This is a genomic window from Gimesia chilikensis (genome assembly GCF_007744075.1).
In the GTDB taxonomy this organism is placed as follows: Bacteria; Planctomycetota; Planctomycetia; order Planctomycetales; family Planctomycetaceae; genus Gimesia; species Gimesia chilikensis_A.
Window position 1 is genome coordinate 8,041,333 of the sequence record NZ_CP036266.1, and the last position, 21,316, is coordinate 8,062,648.

Sequence of the window (21,316 nt, forward strand, 5' to 3'; positions counted from 1 at the left end):
TTTCTTAAGCCCCGCAGTTGATCCTCTCCCACGAGTCGCTTAGACTCAATGGGGCCTTTATTAGGGTCATTAACGATCTATTCGCGTCCGCGCGATCTCGACCTCCTGCCTGTATCGATCCCGCATTGAAAGCCGTCACCATGAAACTCAGAACCTGCGTTACCATCTGCCTGGCCCTGTTCGTCCTCTCGGGACTCTGCCTGTTACCTGCCACCGATTCCAGCCAGCTGTTGAGCCAGGAACCGGCGGCCAAAGCTCCCGCAACCGGTATGAAAACCGTCCTGGACTACGGTGCGAAAGGAGACGGTCAGACCGACGATACCGCCGCCATCCAGCAGATGGTCGACGCTTCGGTCGGTTCACTCCGCTTTCCCCGCGGACAGTATCGGCTGACAAAACCCATCGTGATCGATCTGACCAAAGTCGGTCCAACCTCCATTTCGGGTGATGGCACCGCCACGATCCTGATGGAAGGCGCCGGGCCCGCATTCAAGTTCATCGGCACCCACAACGGCACCGCGAGTCCTAAAACATTCCAGCCCGTCGTCTGGGAAAAGGAACGCAGCCCCATGGTGGACGGCATCGAGATCGTCGGCAAACATCCTGAAGCGATCGGCATTCAGGCGATCAAAACCATGCAGATCACGATCACCCGGCTGGTCGTCCGCAAAGCACTGCACGGCATTCACCTGACCGAACGCAACCGGAACGTCGCCATCGACGACTGCCACCTCTACGAAAACGAAGGGGTCGGGATCTACCTCGAAAAGCTGAACCTGCATCAGGTCAACATTTCCGATTCACACATCAGCTACAATAAGCAGGGCGGGATCGTCGTTCGCGAAAGTGAAATTCGTAACATCCAGATCGGCAACTGCGACATTGAAGGCAACATGGGCGAAAAGACACCGCCCACCGCCAACATCCTGTTCGACATTTCGCAGGGATCACTGCGGGAAGGCGCGATCTTCGGCTGCACCATTCAGCACACGAACAACGCCCCCAACTCCGCGAACGTTCGTTTCATCGGCAACGGCCCTGAAGACCCCCGCAAGGTCGGTAACTTCGCGATCGCGGACAACTCCATGAGCGATGTCGCCACCAACATTCATCTGCAGCATGCCCGGGGCATCACCATCACCGGCAACACACTCTGGCAGGCCTACGAACATAACCTGCTGGTCGAAGACTGTGCCCACATTGTCCTCGGTTCCAATCTCATGGACCGCAACCCCGATTACCGTGCCAAGACGAAAGATGCAAACGTCTTCAAAGACTGCACCGACTGCACACTCAACGCCCTGAATATCCTGGCAACCCGCGACGTCCCCGCTGGACTGATCCTCGAAAACTGCGCGCGAATGAATATCACCAACTGCACCATCCGTCGCTGCCAGAACGGCGGCATCCTGCTGCAGAACGTGAAACAGTCCCGCGTCTCCGACTGCCTGATTACCGAAGGCGAAAAGAACTTCGCGATCCGCGTTTCAGGCGGCCAGGAAATTCAGATCACCGATAACCTCGTCTCCGGCGACATCGACGTCGGACCGGGCACGGAAGTCTCCAACACCATGACCGTCTATTAAGCACGGCATTAATGGATACGATCTGACTTCCACCGGGAACCAATCGATCACGCGACCGTCGTCGACTCGCCGGGCAAGATTCCGGCGAGCAGGTTCCCTGCGGTCTGCCCCGATTCGAACCGCATCAGCACGATGCGAATCCCGGCAGTGATCGGCACGGCCAGAATCGCTCCGATGGGTCCCCAGAGCAGCGTCCAGAAGGACAAGGCCAGCAGGACGGTCACGGGATGCAGTTGCAGGCCTTCGCCCATGATCTTGGGTTCAATGCCGTTGCCAATTGCCATCTGAATCCCGCCGGGTATCAGAATCACACCGGCAATCGTCCAGGGACTATCGGAGAATTGCGCCACCGCCACGGGAATCGGCAGTAAAGTCGCGATCAGCGATCCCACCGAAGGAATGAAGTTCAGCAGGAAGGTCAGAATCGCGAACACCAGCGCCAGTTCCAGTCCGAACAGCGAGAGCGTCACTCCCACCAGGATCCCCGTCACCAGCGAGATGATCAGCTTGGTTGTAATATAGCTGCGGATTTTCTGTTCGATCTCGAAATAGAGCTTATTCTTGACGACAGCCTGTGGATCACGACCCGCCAGCAGGAAGATCACAAAGATCGCCACAAAGAAAGAGGTCGTCGTAAAACTGAGCGCAGTCTGCATTGTACTGAAGGCAACCTCCTTCAGGAACTGTGTCATGTAGTCAGTGGTCATTTTCTGTAACTTATTCAGGTCCACTCCCATATTCTCAAACCAGCCGGCAGGAGGCTTCTGAGCTTCGACCGGTGCTGCGCTGATCTCAGGTCCGTCAGGAACCGTGGGTGTCACAGGAGCTGTCGGCGCTTCGGCAGTAGTCGGACGTTCTGCAACAGCCGGTTCCGCTTCAGCTGCCGAATCCTCGCTGGACTCCTCAGCCTCTTCCGGCTTGGGCTCACCGAGTTCCTTCGCCGTATCGAATGTGGAATTGATAAAGATCCCCAGCTTCTCGCTGTACTGCGTCTCCGCTTTCGCAATCACCTGCTGCGTCGAGTAGATCAGTACTATAATCAGCAGAAAACCAACCGACAGTACCAGCAACAGCGTGGCGGAGATCGCGACAATATGTGGCATTTTCCATCTCAGAACCAGCAGGTCGACGATCGGCGTCACAATCGTCACGATGAAAATGGCAATCACAAACGGGATCAACACGGCCTTGGTAATATAAAACACAAAAGCCAGGGCAATGACTGACAGCAACATCAGACAGCCCGTGATCACTTTGGCCTGCTCATCCGAAGGTTGCAGAGAATTCGACGACATGGCGGAAGCCCTTTACGGAGTGGTGCATTGAGTTCCTGTAGCTCCGGGAAACAACGTACTGAGGCCGTACGCAGTTTCCCCGATGGTATGCGCACCATACTCATAAACCATGACGTTGCAAAGAGAAAAAGCGGTATCAGCGACTGATTTGTCGCATGTAATTCAGGAATTCCTGATTGAGTCGATCCAGATCATCGCCGAACACGGACTGGAATACCTGCAGGCGTTCCTCGGGTGTCGCCCAGATCAACGGTTTCCGCGCAGCGATCAGACGCAGGTATTCTTCGTACTGTTTCCGATGCGTTTTGATCAGGAAGTAGGAAAACGCCCAGGCTTCCGCATACGTATCCAATACCGTTTCCGCATCCTGAAATCGCTGATCTGAGGCGATCAGTGTCTGCAGCGAATCGGCTTTACGCCGCGAGCGGGCATAATCGACAAACTGCCTGATCCGCCAGGGGTTCGGTCGTCCCACTGTCCGCCAGCCGGTCTTGTTTCCCAGATCGGGAGTTTCAAAGTAAGTGGCCATCCCCTCGGTCAACCAGAGCGGATTATCAGCGAACCGCGTGTGCAACCCGACATTAAAGGCGATCTGATGCGTGCACTCGTGGATCACGGTCGCAATGTTGAACGGCGACTTGCGCAGTTTTCGGATAATGTCAGCATCGGTAAAAGCGGGCCGCTCTCCGGGTGCCGCGGTCAGATCGTAGAGCACCATCCGGTTTGACTGGATCGAATAAAAGCCGTGTGTCCCGGCGGCCCCTTCGCCCAGAATCTGACTCGCATACGCTTCAAAGGCCGCGCGGTCTTTGAAGATCACCGCGATCAGGGGAACTTCCGGTTCATGCAGTGGAAGCTCCTTGCTGTCCCAGTAATTGTGCAGCACTTTATAAAGCCGCTCAAACAGGTAGCCACACCACTGGGAATACCGCTTCCCCGCCTGACTGCAGATTGTGAAATGTTTCGTCTGGGTGACTTCAAAGCCCGGCCCAAATTCGCGCGTCAGTTGCTCTGTGAGCTCTGCTTTCCCCAGGGGCGTGAACGGTTCCTCCAGGCGGCGTTTCGCTTTCAACTGCTCGGGAGTCGCAGTCAGCAGCCGACCGTCGCGGGTCTGCATCACCACACCACCATCGCGCGCCTCGACAATCAGCGCCCCTTTCAGTGTCTGTTCCTGTTTCTGCTCATCCAGAAAAGTAAACTCATACAGCGGTGGTGCAGTCTCCTCTGAGGATGAGGGACGCACACTGGTCTGCGCGGAGAGAGTCTCGGGCAACGCCAGACAGTTGCAGAGCACCACGAGCAGAGTACACACAGTGGTTGCAGCCTGTCGGATGAGGGCATCGGAACGGTAATCTCTCCAGATCATGCATAAACTTTCTACGCAGAAGTGAACGTTACTTCCAGAATAGAGGGGAGAGGTGCCGAAGTCGATCCCTATTTCTTGGCCAGCTTGTCTTTTCCTTCCGGATCCGTGATCGTCAGATAAATCACGTTGGATGCATAGTTGGTCGTGATGGAGAAGGTAATCCCCACGCGGGCCATCGCTGCAAACGGAAAGCGTTTGATCGGCTTTGCTTTGTCGGACGCTTCAATAATCAGCGTTCCTTCCAGCGTCTTCCCTGCCAGACGGGTCTTGCTCTTCTTGGAGAGGCTCACTCCGGGCGGCAGTTGCAGACCAAACTTGGAATTGAAATACTCGAAGGCGGTCGCCAGCGTCACGGGATCTTTATACGCATCACTGCGTTTGATTTTGACTTTGATCTCGGCTGATTCACCCGGCTTGAGTGTGATTTCATTCGGGGTCGCGGTGACCTCCAGCAGGTCGAGAGGCTTGGTCACACCCACGATTGAGGTGTTGATCGGCCAGCGGGCCTGTCCGCCACCACGTGACTGAATTTCCGCGGTGATACGGCCTTCGCGGACGATTTCGATTTCTTTACCATCCGGTCCGGGCACTTTGGCTTTACCGGAGATCTTCACCAGCGCGGCGTTGATCGGTGCATCTTTGGATGCCTTGAGAATCAGACCGCAGTCATTTACCCCCGAGGGCAGGGTGACTGGTTCGAAAGTCACCCCTTCCGGCAGACCTTCGATATTCATCTCAATCGGTCCGTCAAAACCATTCAGCCGTTTCACGCGGGCAAACCACATCATGTTGGTCCCGGGTGCGATCTGGGCATAATAATATTCGCCATGCACTTCAAATTCGGGGCCACTCAGTTCCGCCGAGAGGTGATAGGCAAACCGTTCGCCACCCCGGTCGTGCAGGTCGCGAACGGTCACGTAGTACTCACCGTCCGCAGGTGCCTGGAAGTAGAAATTGGCGTCTTTCGTCGAGAGGCCGTCGTCGGCTTCAGAATTCGCGCCTCCGTTGACGTAGATCCGCTGTGGCTTCGATTTATTGTCGACCACTTCCATCACGCAGTCCAAAGGCAGGTCAATCCGATTGGCCATCAGATCGAAGGTGTAGTACTGCCCCTTCTTCGCTTTAAAAGAATAAAAGTGCGTCTGTCCCTCTTCGGTTAACAGGCCGCTGACGCCCATCGGCAGAGTCAGCGGGAATGCGGTCTCCAGAGAGGTATTGGTATTGGGAGCAGCTACCTGCGGGTTCTCGCTGACCAGGGTCCAGACAGCATTCGTTTTCCCGGCAGGGGTGGTAAAAGTCCGTTGCGCCCATCCGGTTTCTTGTGCGTCAGCACCGGTGAAGGACGCTTTCGTATTTCCCTTGAGGGCAAAGCCGTGCAACTCGACGTCTTCCGTTTTCCCTTTCTGCACAGCCAGCGGGTAAGTGAAGTTCACGAACGGCGTGTCACTGACTTCAATGCAGTAAGCATATTTGGGAGTACCCACATAGCGGGCATCGCGAATCTCAAACACGTACTCGCCATCCGCGGGCAGCTTGTAAGTGATCAGTGAGTCGGATTTGTAATAGTTGTCGTTTTGCGCGACGATCTGTTTCTGCGGTCCATACAGGGTCAGGATTGAGTCCATCAGGTAAACGTTCGAGGTCTGCATCGTGTGAATCGCTTCAGTGACCCGCTGGGCATAGACCTGGATGGTGATCTCCTGGCCTTTTTTCCCTTTGAACTTGTAGCAGTCCAGATCTTCCGACTTTTCCACGAGGCCACAGACCGTCGAGGGGACTGTTACTTCCTGAGCCGTGTCGAAGGAATTATTGTCTTTCTTTTCCTCTTCTTCGATGACCGGGAAGGGAGTGACCAGCAGATGCGTCACGCTGGAGACCGCCTGATCGGTGGCGACGCGGCACTCGTAAACCCGTGCGGGCTGATCCTGGGGAACCTCAACGTCAAATGCGAAAGGCGTTCCTACCGACCCCCGGCCACGGCGTGGCGCATCCTTCGGTTTAGGCTCGGCAAAGATCATCTTGATGCCGGGTTTATCGAAAAAGACCGAGTGCGTATTATCCAGGGTGTAGCTGGAATGGAGCTGAATCTTTCGTTTATCTCCCTGCTGAACCGCGGCTGGTTTGAATGCGACCAGCTGACGGAAACCGATTTTGGAGGGAGCGTCTTTCTTTGCATCAGCGGCCTGCAACCGGGGCAGGGCAGAGACGAACAGACTGAAAGTCATTAAAGAAAAAACGAAACAGCGCATGACCTTGATCCTGAATAAACGCAATGGAGAGCCTGAAAACAGGGATGCCCCTTTGGACTCGATATCCACAGGGGCGATCTCTGTTCAATCTGTGAGGAAGGAGTACCCGAGCTTACCCCATCAGTTCCGGAATGGGTTGTCCTTCGCAGACAATCAGCGGACGCCCATCCTCGGGAGAGACAAAGTAATGATCGAGTTTCACACCCAGTTTTGAGTAAATGGTCGCGGCAACGTCTGCCGGATAATATTCGTTTCCGACCGGACGCGAACCGGTGTCGTCGGTGGCACCAACCACCTGACCGGCGGGAGTGCCGGCACCGATCATCATCATGGTTGAAGCCGTTGACCAGTGGTCACGACCGGCGGCGGAGTTAATCACCGGGGTCCGACCGAAGTCAGTCAGCCAGACAACCAGTGTGTTATCCAGCATGCCCCGCTGTTTCAGGTCGAGCACCAGTGAGGTGACGCCCTGGTCGAAGGGGGGCAGCAGCCGTTCCAGACCTTTGAAGTTGTTGGTGTGCGTGTCCCAGCCACCGCTGCTGACGGTTACAAAACGGGAACCGGCTTCGATCAGGCGACGGGCCAGCAGACAGCTCTGTCCCAGGTTGTGACGCCCATACTCGTCGCGGGTTTTGTCCGATTCCTGGCTGAGGTCAAACGCTTCCTGCGTATCAGCCGAGGTGATCATACTGAAAGCATTCTGATAGTGAGCATCAGAAGCTTCAAATGTATTCTGGTTCTGATCTGCCTGACGCTGCAGCGTGTCGATGGCAGACAGAGCCTGCTGACGACGCTTCATCCGATCAATGGAGATCCCGGAGGGAGGAGAAATATCCCGCACGGTGAAGTTCTTCGCGTTGGGATCGCCGGGGATTTCAAACGGGTTGTACTGAATCCCCAGGTAGCCACCCAGGCCGCCGTTGAAACGCCGGTCGACGTTGTTACCCAGCTGAATATGTGGCGGAATGTTGGTTTTGAAACCCTTGGTTTTCGCAATGACCGCCCCGTAGCAGGGATAGGTCACGGAAGGGTTGAACTTATGCCCTGACAGCATGAAGGCATCAGCGGTTGAGTGTGCCCCGTTCTGTGGGTTCAGGTTCCGCATGATCGAAAACTCTTTCGCATGCTTCGCGAACAGAGGCACTTTCTCAGTGAATTGAATGCCGGGCAGTGCGGTGCTGATGGCAGAAAAATCGCCACGCACGTCGGCCGAGGCGTTTGGTTTGGGATCGAACGTATCGTGGTGACTGGTACCGCCACGCGTCCAGATCAGAATACAGTTAGTGTCGTTCGAAGGATCTGCCAGTGCACCAGACTCACCCTGGGAAGCATGAGCCTGACCACGCAGCACGGAATCCAGCGAGATACCAAAAGCACTCAGCGCACCAACTTCCAGCAGAAATTGACGACGGCTTCCGGTTTCACAGTTAGAAACCTTCTCGGGGAAAAGCTTCAGCATCAGAAACTCCTTTTGTGGCAGGACCCTGAAGATCAGGGGATAAGATTAGGAGGGAAAATTGGTTGTTAGCGTTAACAATTTGGCAAGTTAACTAATATAATTGTAACCGTTTATGTAAGGTAGGCAAATATAAAATCGGTTTCGCGGTCTGATTTTTATAAGTCGGAAATTCCCTTTGCGAAATTTCACTCCTTGATTGGCTTAAATTATAGCGATAAAATAAAAGAAGCAACAGGGATTACCCCGTTTCGCACTGAACACTAAGTCACGCCACCTTGCTCCCGCCAACTTGGAAATCGTACTAAAATTCAGAGGTTTTTTTTGCAATTTCTCTATTTTTTAGTATATTTAAGTATAAATGGCTTCTTATGTTAAGCCACGATATTCCCACCTGACACCACACTCAACCTGCCAGACCCGCCTGTGCTCCGCACTGACGACTGCTGATGCCTTCGATTCCTGTTAGTTAGTTTGACCAATTTTCTAATGGATGACTGCAAGCAAAAGCGAGTTGATCTCATGATGAACTGGAAGACTCACGTGAAGAATAAAATGATGTTTCACCGCACGCTCATGGTTACCACATTTCTGTTGGGAATCTGCGCCCTGAATACATCCCGCGCCGCTGAAACGGCTCTGCAGGTGTCCCCGGAACAGATCGAACTCTCCGGTCTGCTGGATTATTTCCAGATCCAGGTCTCGGTGCTGGAAGACAAAAAAATCGTCGGCGATCTGACTCACGAAGCCAGCTACAAAAGCCTGACCCCTGAAGTACTGGAAGTGAATGCGGAAGGACTTGTCCGGCCGCTCCAGACAGGAAAAGGTCAGATCCAGGTCACACAAGGCAAAGAGCAACGCGTCATCGAAGTCGTCGTCAATTCGCGTAAGAACGGCAAGAACGTCAGCTTCGTGAAGGATGTGGTCCCGGTCCTCAACAAGGGGGGCTGCAGCCTGGGTGGCTGTCATGCGTCTCAGTTCGGGAAGGGGGGCTTTAAATTATCGCTCTTCGGTTATGCTCCGGAACAGGACTACCCCGCAATTGCCCGCGACGACCGTCAGCGGCGGGTCTCGATTTTGCAGCCCGAGCAGAGTCTGATTCTGCAAAAAGCCTCGATGGGTATGGCCCATGGCGGGGGACGCCGCTTCTCCAAAGACTCCTACGAATACCGGATTCTGAAAGAGTGGATTGCCGAAGCTGTCACTGAAATCGACGACAAGGAACCGACAGTAGTCGGCATGGAACTGACGCCGATGTCCCGTCGCTACAAGCAGGGAGACATTCAGCAGCTCCGCGTCGTCGCTGAATACAGTGACGGTTCCAAACAGGACGTAACTGCTCTGGCACAATACGACAGTCTGATTGAAAACATCGCCACCGTCACGCCACGGGGTAAAGTTGAAATCCAGGGACCGGGGCAGACCGCGGTCATGGTCCGCTTCATGGGCCAGGCAAAAATTTCGACCGTGATCTCTCCTTACAAAGAAAAGGTCAACCTGGCTGAATTCAAACCCAATAACTTTATCGACGAACAGATTAAACAGCGTTACGAAGAACTGGGGCTTGAGCCTTCGCCCCTCTGTTCGGATGAAGTTTTTATTCGTCGCGCCTTCCTCGATACCATCGGAACTCTCCCCAGCCCCAAAAAAGTCAAGTCGTTCCTGGAATCCAAAGATCCCAACAAGCGCAGCTATCTGATTGACGAACTGCTGGGTCTGACCGGCGATCCCGAACGGGATGTGTACGTCGAAGCCTGGAGTGCCTACTGGGGCATGAAATGGGGCGACCTGCTGCGTATCAATCGCAACAAGATCGGCGATGGCGGCATGTGGGCCTTCTCCAACTGGGTCCGTCAGTCGCTGCGGGAAAACAAACCGGTCGACAAATTCGTAAACGAGATCATTACGGCCCAGGGATCCATCTATCAGAATGGTCCGGCCAACTATTTCAAAATCGCAACTAACCCTGAAGACCTCGCCGAAGCCACTTCGCAGATCTTCCTGGGAGTCCGTCTGCAGTGTGCCAAGTGTCACCACCATCCCTTCGAAGTTTACAGTCAGAAAGATTACTACAGTCTGGCCGCTTTCTTCACCCGCGTCGGCAATAAAGGGAGCGTCGAGTTTGGTGCCCTGGGACAGGACACGATTATCAAAGTCAAAAACAGCGGCTCAATCCGCCATCCGCGGACCCGTAAAACCATGGACCCGACTCCGCTAATGGGTGAGCCCATTGATACCAAAACGGTCCGCGATTTCCGTCGTCCACTAGCCAGCTGGATCACGTCCCCGGAAAACCGCCTGTTCTCAAAAAATATCGTCAACCGCTTCTGGTCCTACTACATGGGAACCGGTTTCGTGGAACCGATCGACGACATGCGGGAAACCAACCCGGCTTCCAACCCGGAACTGCTCAACGCACTGGCCGATCACTTTGTCAATTCGGGCTACGACCTGAAAGAACTGATGCGGGTCATCATGAATTCCCGCGCTTACCAGCTCTCTTCAAGTCCGCTCCCCGAAAACGTGGCCAAGACACGGTTCTACACACATTACAATGTTAAGCGGCTCTCAGCCGAAGTCCTGCTGGATGCCCTGGATGACATCACCGGTTCGCAGGAACGCTTCCGCGGTGTTCCCCAGGGAACCCGGGCCATCGAACTGCCCGACCCGAACTATAACTCTTACTTCCTGGATACGCTGGGACGTCCCAAACGCGTCATCACCTGTGAGTGCGAACGCACCAGCCAGCCCAACCTGGCCCAGGTGCTGCAGGTGGCCAACGGTCAGTTGATCAACACCAAGCTGTCCGCGAAGTCTGGTCGCATTGAGCAGCTGTTGAAAGCCAAGGCCCCCGATAAGGATGTCTTTACCGAAATGTATCTGGTCGCCTTCAGCCGTTACCCGACTCAAGAGGAACTGGCCAACTGCGATCAGATCGTCAAAGCCGCCCCCAACAAACGGGAAGGCTACCAGGACGTTCTCTGGGCCATCAGCAACAGCCGCGAGTTCCTGTTCAACCATTGATCCCGGTGAACCGCGTTAAACTCAAAACAAAACAGCCCGTCTCAATTACATGAGACGGGCTGTTTTTTCATTCTGGGTAGGCCCGAAACAGCACCAGACCACGCTCAGCCCTCAACCTCCTGTTGCCTGCGGCAATCCCGGATTACATCCGGGACCATCCATGAAATAAGCGCTCTCATCCGATCGAATTTCAAGTTCCATCTTGAATAGAAAGACTCTCACCAGCCAGTTACTTCTGTCCCCGTTTCTTCTGCTGCTTCTCTTTCTCAGCCTGCTGCTGGTAATACTCCCGGATGATTTTGCCCTCATATCCTACCCGTTCCCACGCCGGCCAGATCGGTGCTTCTGCCTGGACCTCGGCGTAAATCTCCTGCATCTGCCGTTTCATCTTTTCGAAGATCTCGCGTTCACTCTCGGAACGGTCTGTGGTTTCCCCGATATCGCTGGCAATATGATACAGCTCAAACCCGGTCAGCTGTGCCCGCTTCAGATCTTTAATCTCCTCTGCGGTGATACTGCCCGAAGGCTTAGGCGTCGGCACATCGAGTCGCGCCAGCAGTTTCCATTCACCATCGCGAATGGCCACCTTGGGTTCGTTACGCGACCGGTTGAACTGCCAGTACAAAGGACGCTTCCGCTGCAATGCCTGCCCCTCGAACAGCGGCAGGATACTCGTGCCGTCCAGCACGCGATCGGTGGGAGCGGGGATCTTCGCGACCTCACACAGTGTTGGCAGGATATCGACACCACAGATCGGCACATCGCTGGTGGTTCCTGCTTTCACATGACCGGGCCACTGAATAATCCCCGGCACACGAATCCCACCCTCGTAGGTATAACCTTTCTTATCCCGCAAAGGGCCCGCGGATCCATGTGGATGACGCCCGGTAATCGCCGGACCGTTGTCGCTGGTGAAAATGATCAGTGTGTTCTCGCGGAGTTTCTGATCATCGAGTGTTTTCAGGATACGACCAAAGGCATCGTCCATCTGCGTCACGTTCCCGTGATGGGCGGGCAGTGTCGAGCCCTCCGGTGCGGTATACAATTTGCGGAAGCGTTCTGCACTCGCAATCGGTTCGTGCGGTTCATGAAAACAGACGAACATGAAGAACGGTTTTGCCTTATCCCTGAGATTGACCAGCCAGTCCTCCGCCTCATCAGCAACCAGCTGTGATGCATAACCTTCCAGTCTCCCGACGGGCTTCGCGTTTCGTACGAAGTTAAACGGATTCTCATGCGTGGGCAGGGCGTTGTTCTGGGTCGCGAACCAGTGATCGAAACCGTGATCCGACGGTTGAGGCTGCCCCACCAGATTGAACATCCCGTTCAAGTGCCATTTGCCGACATGACAGGTGGCATAACCCGACTGACGCAGCAGGGTCGCGATGGTAATCTCCTGCTTGCGGACATGCATGGGAGAATACATGGGAATCCAGTTATACACGCCCACGCGAAACGGGGTCCGGCCCGTCATCAGTCCTGTACGGGAAGGAGAACAGTTGGGATGGGCGGCGTAGCAGCTCGTCAGCTTCAATCCCTCTCTCGCGAACCGGTCGAGATGGGGACTTTGAATCACCGGATGACCGTAACAGGCCAGGTCACCATACCCCAGATCATCACAGAGCACCACCATGATATTCGGCCGTCCGGGCACTGCAGAGGAAGGCGCTTCCTGGGCAGAGAGCAGTAGAGGAGTCAGGGACAGGGCCAGCAGGAATGTGAACGAGAGCTTCAGGTTCGACATGGGGAGTAACCTTTCCGGATCGATGCGCCGTCTCCCATTCGAGACTGCACAGGGAAAATCGTGGGCATGTGCTGCAGTACTACTTAAAAACATCCCGATTCGAAAAGCAACTCCATTCGTGTCATTCAACGAAAAGAGCCCCTGGCATGAAGGTTCACACCAGGGGCATCTTCGGTTCACTCTTGCCTAAAGAATGTATCGTGTGATGTAATCAGCGGCGGATTACAGTGCATCCAGGCTGGTGCCGTTAGCGGCTGTACCAGAGTTGTTCCCTTTGATCTGACCGGTAGCAGGATTGTAGATCCAGCCGACCGTTTCAGTACCGTCTTTCGCGGTTTCATCAGGAGTGGTCCCTGCAACATCGGTTACGATCATCACACCCCGACCACCGGTGAAGGGGTTCGGAGGCAGACTGCCGATGAGGTAAGGTCCCAGTGGTTTGGTACCGACAGCACCCGTGGTGCCATCTTTGTCGCTGGACAGCAGCAGCGAATCACGGAAATCATCCGGATCGGTCGAACTGTCCGCCGGGAATTTTCCATCGTGCTGGAATTTGTACAACTGAATCTGACTTCGCAGAGTCTGCAGGTCCTGAACCAGAACCGACTCGCGAGCGTCATCGTTAGATGAAGTAAATTGTGGCAGCACTGTCGCAGCCAGGATCCCGAGGATCACGACCACAATCAGCACTTCGACGAGGGTAAAACCTGCTCGTCTTGGTTGTTTTCGTGTAGTTTTAATCATTGCCCTTCTCCGAGATTAAACGAATGTGCCTGTCACATCGCCTGATGTTAGTTACAAATTGATTTGTATCCGGGTAACCAGCTTAACTCAGGAAACAAATGAATTCCCGGATGCATTCAGAACCAGTTCCGTTTCACCTGAGCACTGTGAAACTTCATTACCGATTCTTACTTACATGGCCCTGTTCAGAAGGGACGCCGACTGACTGGCCACCAAAATCTATGTTGTTCCCCAAAGGAGTCAATTTTATTTCAGGAGAATCTCTGCGTATACCAGCCTCCCTGTATCGAATACAACGATTGCAGAGATTTACAAAAGAGTTCTCCCACGAAATCGGCCAAAAAGCGTTAGAATCAGTGGATGATTCACCACTACTTGTTCCAGAGCAAAGCTGTCCTGCCAGGCAAGCCGGGCCGGTTTTGAGGATTTTTCCAGATCTGATTCGTAGCAAGCAGAGGTCCATCCGAGAGCTTTTTTCAGTTTCTCTGACTGGATGTACCGCAAGCACGATACTACTAAACAACATCCTTTCCCTCCCGGCGGGCAATCTCAGCTTGAATTCCCTCCTCGGCTGCGAGAAAATAAAAAGTAGTGTCCTCTCTCACAAAACTACTTCAGGCGGAAGGCGGGTTTGTAATGACTGGTCGATGGAGTTTTCTGGTCCTGTTCCTGCTCTGTCACGCCACAGTCCGAGCAGACTCTCTGGTCTGCTGTGATCGTTCTCAGACTTATCAGATCGCATTAGATAAAGAATCGAAAGTCGGAGAAGCCAGTCTCCGCGAGCACACCATCGTCTGGCATCCCGCTAAGAAGAAGTATTATCTACTGGCCGACGTCGTCCCGCTCACCAGCCAGCACCATCCGAATACCTATAATACGGAGATTCATTTATTCTCCAGTCCGAACCTTCAGAACTGGACTTACCACGGCGTCGCAATCCCCAAAGGAGCGAAAGCCGGCCGCTTTGATCGCTTTGGCGTCGCCAGTCCTGCCTCCGCGACTTTTCACAATGGACTCATCTACTGCCCCTACAGTGCCCGACGCACCAGTCATTTTACTGAGCGCAGTATCGGCCTGGCCTGCTCGCATCCGGACCCCGAGCAGCTTCCCTGGCAAAAAACGACACGCCCCATCGCGGACCTTACCGGCGAAGATGACGACGCCGCCCTGATCAGCGATCCCTCCGACAATCATCTGCATCTCTACTTTCGGACAGCCAGTTCGCAGGGATATCACATCCTCCACTCGCAGTCATCGCATCCACTCAAGGAAGATTCCTGGTCGAAACCGGTCGTAATCTCCATTAAGCCGGAAGGGGTTCGGGCTCAGGAGCTCACGGGTGCCGCACTGCTCAACGGCGAATACCACCTGTTTGTAATCGAACACTTCTACCAGGGAGGAGCGCAAGTCGCACATCTGGCGTCCCCTAACGCGGAAGGTCCCTTTCACGAATTCGACAAAGAGCAGCGATACCTGCTCCCCGAAGAACAACCGCCCAACATCGTCTACAGCGGGCACATCACTCCCGTTGTCAGGGAAGGAGCCATCAAAGCCTTTTTCTGGACCGTCTCCCAGACAGGGAAACGCTACGGGCTGTTGGGACATCCCGTACTGAAACCTTCAACAGACTGATTCAAAAAAACAGGCCACCCGGAAAACATCCGGCTGGCCTGAATCTACTTCGTTCGTTTTTTAAATCAGTGCACGCGCTGTCCTGGTACGGCGCCTTCATCGGGAGACAGCAGGAACACGTCCTTGCCACCAGGCCCTGAAGCCAGCACCATTCCTTCGCTGGTTCCGAACCGCATTTTACGCGGCTTCAGATTCGCACAGCAGATCACCAGCCGACCGATCAGATCTTCCGGCTCGTAGGCTGCTTTGATACCGGCGAATACATTCCGGCGTTCATCGCCACCCAGGCTGAGTGTCAGTTGCAGCAGCTTGTTCGCTTCGGGAACCGAGTTGGCTTCCACGATGCGAGCCACACGCAGATCGACTTTCACGAAATCATCGATCGTGCACTCTTCCGACATTGGTTCCGCTTCCAGGGCTTCCCCACTGTCGTTCCACTGCGAAGCCGCAGCTTCACTCTCAGCGGCTACCGCATCTTCTTTTGCTTCTTCAGTCATAGCGTCTACCTGTTTTTCTTCAATTCGTTTAAACATATGCTGGAACTTACTGACAGAGGTCCCCGTCAGCGGCGTCTGAGCCTGGTCCCAGCTGGTAATGGGATCATTCAGTAATTCGCCCGTCTGTCCTGACAGGCGGGGCAGTACGGGAGTCAGATACACCACAATCTGCCGGAACAGGTTCAGGGCAATCGTGCAGATGTCCTGCAGTTCCTGCTGACGATCTTCGTCTTTCCGCAATTCCCATGGCTTCTGATCTTCAACGTATTTGTTGGCCCGATCTGCCAGCGCGAGGATCTCTCTCATCGCGCCGTTGTAATCGCAGTTCTCGTAGGCCGTCGCGATGGCTTCGCTGCGACTGGCACCATATTCGAACAGCCCCCCGTCATCCGGGTAAGCAGAGGAGAGCCCCGTCTGGGCGACGAACTTCGCACTCCGGCTCGCCAGGTTGACGACCTTCCCGACCAGATCCGAATTCACTTTCTGTACGAATTCGTCGAGGTTCAGATCGAGATCATCCAGTCTCGACCCCAGCTTGGAAGCGTAATAGTAACGCAGGCAGGCAGGATCGAGGTGGTTCAGATACGTGGCGGCTTTGACGAAGGTCCCCTTGGATTTGGACATTTTCTCGCCATCCACGGTCAGGAACCCATGAATGTGCACTTTCTCGGGCAGATTGAAACCCGATGTTTTGAGCATGGCCGGCCAGAAGAGGGTATGGAAGTAGGTGATATCTTTGCCGATGAAGTGATGCACTTCGGTTTCGGGATTTTTCCACCACTTGTCGAAGTCTTCGTTATTGTTCTCACACCATTCGAGTGTGGAAGCGATGTAACCGATGGGCGCGTCGAACCAGACATACCAGTAATTCCCCGGGCTGTCCGGAATTTCAAAACCGAAGTAAGGGGCAGGGCGGGAGATATCCCAGTCCCGCAGCGGGTCACTCAGGAAATGACCTTTGAGATAATTGGCCACTTCAGACTGCAGATGATCGCCTGACTGCGTCCATTCATCGAGAAAGTCGTGCAGGTCTTCAATCCGCACGAACAGATGGCTGGCGGTCCGTAGTTCCGGTGTCGTGTTGGACAGCGTGCTGACCGGATCGATCAGATCGGCGGGTGTGTAAGTGCTGCCACACTTGTCACAGTTATCGCCGTACTGGTCGGTCGCCTTACACTTGGGGCACGTCCCCTTTACAAAGCGGTCTGCCAGGAATGTATTCTCCTGCACGTCGAACAGCTGCGTGACTTCCTTTTCGTGAACCAGTCCCGCTTCGCGCAATGACGACCAGATCTGATGACAGACCTTGCGGTTCTGTTCGCTGTTCGTGCTGCCGTAATTATCGAACTCAATATTGAAACCAGTGAAGTCGGCAATATGTTTCTCGCGGACATCAGCAATCAATGCTTCTTCCGAGCGGCCTTCCTGGCGGGCGCGAATCATAATTGCGGTGCCATGCGTATCATCGGCGCAGAAGAATCGACATTCATGGCCGCGCAGCTTCTGAAACCGCACCCAGATATCGGTCTGGATGTATTCCACGAGGTGGCCAATATGAATGTCACCATTGGCGTAAGGCAGGGCCGCGGTGACCAGGATGCGACGTTGTGGCATAATATTCCCGACTGAGGTTAATGGAAATCAGACAAAATTCACTTACTGTAATCAGAACAGACACCTGATCCCTCCCGGGGTTCAGCTGAAACAGCAGCGCAGCACCCGAAAACGTGGAATTCTGTACCGGCAGAGGGCCTGTTCTCTCAGAGGGCGTCGATTGTACGGCGCCGGGCACAATCCCGCAATCCACTCATTTTGGGCCTGCCCCACACGGTTTAGAACGTCGAACCAGTCATCAGCAGGGGGCCATTCGAAGAACAGAGGGCCCGCACCAGGTCCAGCTGGCTGACGATGCCGATCTGCACATTATCTTTATAGATCGCACCAAAAGCGGAAGAGGAATTTCGCATCACATACAGTGCCTCAAGCATGCTGTAATCGATCTGAAGTCGAGGCATATTATAGACGGCGGGAATAATCGGAGAGGGCGACGTGATCAGATCCACCAGCTTGATATAAGAGGTCCACTCACTCTGATGCGCAGCGCGAATCGGAATGAAGGAAATCTGGTTCTGCTGTGCCATCTGAATAATGTCTGCGGTATCGGTACTCCGGGTGACTCCCTTAATCTCTGCCTGGGGAATCATGACCTTCCGCACAGACTGGGCCGCGGTATTGAACATACCCCGTACCAGCTGTTTCTGTGCATTACCCAAGATCCCCTCGAGGTGCCCCTCTTCGAGCACCTTCACCAGCCGCTTTCGTCCCAGCACCAGCTGGGCGGGTTTGTTACGATCCGGTGAGAACTGTTCCAGCAGCCGGGTGATCGCCACCAGGGGAACGCTCACGAGCCAGAATGCACGATAAAAGAAATCGAACCAGCGGCAGTAGCGTCTGAGCAGCATGGTCGGGGCCCGGTAATACAGGTTCTTAGGCACCAGCTCCCCGAAAATGAAGATGAGTGGCGTAAAGAGAATCGTCGTCACAATCTCTGCCCTGCCGCTGGACTCCTGAAAGACCGCAGCAATGCCCATCGAAATCGCAATGGTGACGAGGTCGTTCGCCAGGTTATTGCCAATGAGTGTTGTCGCGACAAAGTAGCTGGGGTTTTGAGCGAACCAGCAGAGCCGCTGGGCAATCGGATCGCCTTCGTTGGCATCGATATTCAGACGCAGGAAACTGACACGGTAGAAGCCGGTCTCGGATCCACTGAACAGGGCTGACAGGCGGAGGCCGATCGCAAACAGTGCCAACGCGCCAAGAATGGGAAGCCAGTTCAACTTAGGAATCAACCTTCAACACAAAACAGAAACGACGTACTCCCCCTGGAGACATCATAAAACTGGATTCTCTTGAAACACGTCTCATCTTGCAAGAGGTGCTATGAATTCCTCACTGAAAATCAACCACTATTTTCCGGCGGACCCACGCCGATGACTTACATTTTCCTGATCTATGACCTATGTTTTAGTAACAACACGATTGCCCAGTCTGCTCATTTTGACAGAGTAGCACAGTGGCGGGCCGGACAGCATGCTTTCTCGATGTTCCCAACGGGGCGGTGTTACCTAAGTCGCTTGGAATCAGGAATTTAAGCACGTTCACTTCAGATAAGTAAGATCCGATGAAAGTTCAGCAATTTTTAGATCACCACGGGATCAAGGAAAACCCCTTTGGTCAGGAAGACGCCCAGAGCGATCACGTTTTCAAGGAATTCTGTCTGAACGGCACCCACCACCCGGTCTGGGATAAAATATTTTCCAATCCCGCCAACCCTTCCACTTCGGTTGTGTTCGGCGAAAAGGGAGCAGGAAAAACCGCCATCCGGATGCAGATGATCGAACAGCTGCAGAAACACAATGCCCAGCATCCGGAAAACCGCGTCTTCGTCATTGAGTACGATGACTTCAATCCGTTTCTGGACTGCTTCCGCGAACGGTACTCGGGCCGCAATCGCCGCCCCGAACGACTGCTCTCCCACTGGCGACTCTGGGACCATATGGATGCCATCCTCTCACTGGGGGTGACCCAGTTGATCGGCGAAATGATCGAGCCCGACAATACGGAAGAGAACAATATCCGCTCGGTGACCAAGGCCCAGGTTAATAGCCTGACCCATCTGGAAAAACGGGACCTGCTGCTGCTGGCTGCCTTTTATGATCACAGTCTGGATATGCCGGCCGTCCAGCGCTGGAACCGACTCCGCAAACGTTTGAAATTCAGTTACTGGAAAACTGAATGGGAACGTGGCCTCGGTTTCCTGGTGACCATCGTGACGGTCGCCCTGGTCTTCTACCTCGGCAACTGGAAAGACTTCCAGAAATGGTGGATCTGGCTGATCATGTTTGCCGGCTGGACTCCCTGGCTCTGGAAACAGCTCACACTGATGTGGAAATCCTGGCGGGTTTCACGCGAGGTGCGGGTCTTTGAGCATCTGTCAAATGCCTTGCGTAAAATCCTCTCGCGCATCGAACGCCGAGAACTTGCCGGTCAACCGATTCCCTGCCGGGATCGCAGCGATGACCGCTACGAACTGCTCACCAAGTTTCAGACGATCCTCAAAAAAATGGGATTCGAAAATATCGTGATCCTGGTAGACCGGGTCGACGAACCTCACCTGGTTAACGGCTCCGCAGAACGCATGCGGGATCTGCTCTGGCCGATGTTCGATAACAAACTGCTCAAACATCCGGGAGTCGCCTTCAAACTGCTGCTCCCTTCAGACGTGGTCTACTACCTGCAGCGCGAAGAGAAAGAATTCTACGAACGCTCGCGACTGGACAAGCAGAACCTGATCACATCACTGGACTGGACCGGAGAATCGCTGTACGACGTCGCCAGCGACCGCGTGCGGGCCTGCACGACGGATCATGGAGCAAATATCTCCATCCGTGACCTGTTTGATGAATCCATTTCAGAACAGGAACTGATCGGTCAGTTCGCCCAGTTACGGGTCCCCCGGCACCTGTTTAAGTTCCTGTATCGACTGCTCGTCGATCACTGCAATCGCTATACGGTTGATAATCCCAGCTGGAAAATCAACCGGGAAACGCTGCATAAAGTGATGAGCCTCTTCCAAAGGGATCTGGATGCCTTCGATCGAGGCATGGGAACAGGTTGAAAATGGTCACTCCTTCCGGTAGTTTTAAGGGGTGATCTTACCCTGCAACAGGCCCTCCGGAACCACCCCCATGCAAACCAACCTCAATCGACGTGAAATGCTGGCTGCCACAGGCGGTCTGCTGGCCGCTGGTCTTACCTCCACACCCGCTCTCGCCGGGAAGACGGAACGCCAGCGATCTGCGGCTGAACCGTTCGCCTACTGCTTTAATACCAGCACCGTCCGCGGTCAGAAACTGGGGATCGTCGAACAGATCAACCTCACTTCCACTGCCGGCTACGATGCCATCGAGCCCTGGCTGCGGGACATCGATCAGTATGTAAAAGAAGGGGGTTCACTCAAGGATCTCCGCAAACGGATTGAAGATGCCGGCCTGACAGTCGAAAGCGCGATCGGCTTCGCCCAGTGGATCGTCGATGATGACGCGCAACGCAAAGCGGGTCTCGAACAGGCCAAACGGGATATGGACACACTCCAGCAGATCGGCGGCATCCGCATGGCGGCCCCGCCTGTCGGCGCCACCAAACAATCGGATCTGGACCTGTTCGCCGCTGCCAAACGGTATCGTGCACTGCTTGAACTGGGCGATCAGATGCAGGTCGTTCCGCAGGTCGAGGTCTGGGGCTTCTCCGAGTCCCTCTCGCGGCTGGGGGAATCGATGTTTGTCGCCATTGAAAGCGGCCACCCCAAGGCCTGTCTACTCCCGGACGTATATCACATCTACAAAGGGGGCTCCGACTTCGCCGGACTGGGGCTGCTCAGCGGGTCGGCCATCCAGGTCTTCCATGTGAATGATTACCCCGCCGTTCCTCCACGCGAAACCATCAACGACGCACACCGCGTTTATCCCGGCGATGGCGTGGCACCGCTCACCAACATCTTCCGCATGATTCACCAGGCCGGCTTCCGGGGTGTGCTCTCGCTGGAACTGTTTAACCGCGAGTACTGGGAACAGGACCCGCTGGAAGTCGCGAAAACCGGCCTGCGGAAAACACGGGAAGCAGTTCTCAAGGCGCAACTCGACCAGCTCCCGAAAGCAGAATGA

At 54.5% G+C, this 21,316-nt stretch carries 13 protein-coding genes; 5 read left to right on the top strand and 8 right to left on the bottom strand.

Going from position 1 to position 21,316, the window contains the following annotated elements; all coding sequences use genetic code 11:
- Positions 1–140: 140 nt before the first annotated feature.
- Entirely contained in the window at positions 141–1,586 is a 1,446-nt protein-coding gene (locus HG66A1_RS30700) for a right-handed parallel beta-helix repeat-containing protein (protein ID WP_232106715.1), read from the top strand.
- 47 nt (positions 1,587–1,633) lie between these two features.
- Here HG66A1_RS30700 and HG66A1_RS30705 read toward each other — a convergent pair whose 3' ends face one another.
- From HG66A1_RS30705 to HG66A1_RS30720, 4 genes are all read right to left on the bottom strand, one after another.
- Positions 1,634–2,881 carry an AI-2E family transporter gene (locus HG66A1_RS30705; RefSeq protein ID WP_145193222.1) on the bottom strand — a complete coding sequence of 416 codons (1,248 nt, stop codon included), beginning with the start codon at positions 2,879–2,881 and terminating at the stop codon, positions 1,634–1,636.
- Positions 2,882–3,017: 136 nt separating this feature from the next.
- Complete coding sequence (locus HG66A1_RS30710) at positions 3,018–4,247, bottom strand: DUF1570 domain-containing protein (RefSeq protein ID WP_145193225.1); 1,230 nt, start codon at positions 4,245–4,247, stop codon at positions 3,018–3,020.
- 68 nt (positions 4,248–4,315) lie between these two features.
- Positions 4,316–6,496: a hypothetical protein gene (locus HG66A1_RS30715; protein ID WP_145193227.1), complete on the bottom strand. Its 2,181-nt coding sequence runs from the start codon at positions 6,494–6,496 to the stop codon at positions 4,316–4,318.
- 112 nt (positions 6,497–6,608) lie between these two features.
- Positions 6,609–7,955: a DUF1501 domain-containing protein gene (locus tag HG66A1_RS30720; RefSeq protein ID WP_145193229.1), complete on the bottom strand. Its 1,347-nt coding sequence runs from the start codon at positions 7,953–7,955 to the stop codon at positions 6,609–6,611.
- Between the two features lie 540 nt (positions 7,956–8,495).
- On the opposite strand from HG66A1_RS30720, the gene HG66A1_RS30725 reads away from it, so the two are divergent.
- Entirely contained in the window at positions 8,496–10,976 is a 2,481-nt protein-coding gene (locus HG66A1_RS30725) for a DUF1549 and DUF1553 domain-containing protein (RefSeq protein WP_232106716.1), read from the top strand.
- Positions 10,977–11,205: 229 nt separating this feature from the next.
- Here the strand turns inward: HG66A1_RS30725 and HG66A1_RS30730 are convergent, their stop codons facing one another.
- Positions 11,206–12,720, bottom strand: a complete 1,515-nt coding sequence (locus HG66A1_RS30730) for a sulfatase-like hydrolase/transferase (protein WP_145193233.1) — start codon at positions 12,718–12,720, stop codon at positions 11,206–11,208.
- 222 nt (positions 12,721–12,942) lie between these two features.
- Positions 12,943–13,464, bottom strand: coding sequence for a type II secretion system protein (locus HG66A1_RS30735; RefSeq protein ID WP_145193235.1), 522 nt, complete (start codon positions 13,462–13,464; stop codon positions 12,943–12,945).
- 636 nt (positions 13,465–14,100) lie between these two features.
- Here HG66A1_RS30735 and HG66A1_RS30740 point away from each other — a divergent pair.
- Complete coding sequence (locus HG66A1_RS30740) at positions 14,101–15,096, top strand: hypothetical protein (protein ID WP_145193237.1); 996 nt, start codon at positions 14,101–14,103, stop codon at positions 15,094–15,096.
- 65 nt (positions 15,097–15,161) lie between these two features.
- Here HG66A1_RS30740 and metG read toward each other — a convergent pair whose 3' ends face one another.
- Entirely contained in the window at positions 15,162–17,207 is a 2,046-nt protein-coding gene (gene metG / locus HG66A1_RS30745; RefSeq protein ID WP_145193239.1) for a methionine--tRNA ligase, read from the bottom strand.
- A gap of 218 nt (positions 17,208–17,425) precedes the next feature.
- Positions 17,426–18,430 carry a CNNM domain-containing protein gene (locus HG66A1_RS30750; RefSeq protein ID WP_197993723.1) on the bottom strand — a complete coding sequence of 335 codons (1,005 nt, stop codon included), beginning with the start codon at positions 18,428–18,430 and terminating at the stop codon, positions 17,426–17,428.
- 344 nt (positions 18,431–18,774) lie between these two features.
- On the opposite strand from HG66A1_RS30750, the gene HG66A1_RS30755 reads away from it, so the two are divergent.
- Together HG66A1_RS30755 and HG66A1_RS30760 are read left to right on the top strand one after the other, a co-directional pair.
- Entirely contained in the window at positions 18,775–20,271 is a 1,497-nt protein-coding gene (locus tag HG66A1_RS30755; protein WP_145193243.1) for a hypothetical protein, read from the top strand.
- A 70-nt stretch (positions 20,272–20,341) separates the two neighbouring features.
- The gene (locus HG66A1_RS30760; protein WP_145193245.1) at positions 20,342–21,316 is read left to right on the top strand and encodes a sugar phosphate isomerase/epimerase family protein; all 975 of its coding nucleotides are present in this window, start codon (positions 20,342–20,344) and stop codon (positions 21,314–21,316) included.

Coding starts and splice junctions, on each gene's coding strand:
- HG66A1_RS30700 (WP_232106715.1), top strand. CDS start 141: ATGAAACTCAGAACCTGCGTTACCATCTGCCTGGCCCTGTTCGTCCTC.
- HG66A1_RS30705 (WP_145193222.1), bottom strand. CDS start 2,881: ATGTCGTCGAATTCTCTGCAACCTTCGGATGAGCAGGCCAAAGTGATC.
- HG66A1_RS30710 (WP_145193225.1), bottom strand. CDS start 4,247: ATGATCTGGAGAGATTACCGTTCCGATGCCCTCATCCGACAGGCTGCA.
- HG66A1_RS30715 (WP_145193227.1), bottom strand. CDS start 6,496: ATGCGCTGTTTCGTTTTTTCTTTAATGACTTTCAGTCTGTTCGTCTCT.
- HG66A1_RS30720 (WP_145193229.1), bottom strand. CDS start 7,955: ATGCTGAAGCTTTTCCCCGAGAAGGTTTCTAACTGTGAAACCGGAAGC.
- HG66A1_RS30730 (WP_145193233.1), bottom strand. CDS start 12,720: ATGTCGAACCTGAAGCTCTCGTTCACATTCCTGCTGGCCCTGTCCCTG.
- HG66A1_RS30735 (WP_145193235.1), bottom strand. CDS start 13,464: ATGATTAAAACTACACGAAAACAACCAAGACGAGCAGGTTTTACCCTC.
- HG66A1_RS30740 (WP_145193237.1), top strand. CDS start 14,101: ATGACTGGTCGATGGAGTTTTCTGGTCCTGTTCCTGCTCTGTCACGCC.
- metG (WP_145193239.1), bottom strand. CDS start 17,207: ATGCCACAACGTCGCATCCTGGTCACCGCGGCCCTGCCTTACGCCAAT.
- HG66A1_RS30755 (WP_145193243.1), top strand. CDS start 18,775: ATGAAAGTTCAGCAATTTTTAGATCACCACGGGATCAAGGAAAACCCC.
- HG66A1_RS30760 (WP_145193245.1), top strand. CDS start 20,342: ATGCAAACCAACCTCAATCGACGTGAAATGCTGGCTGCCACAGGCGGT.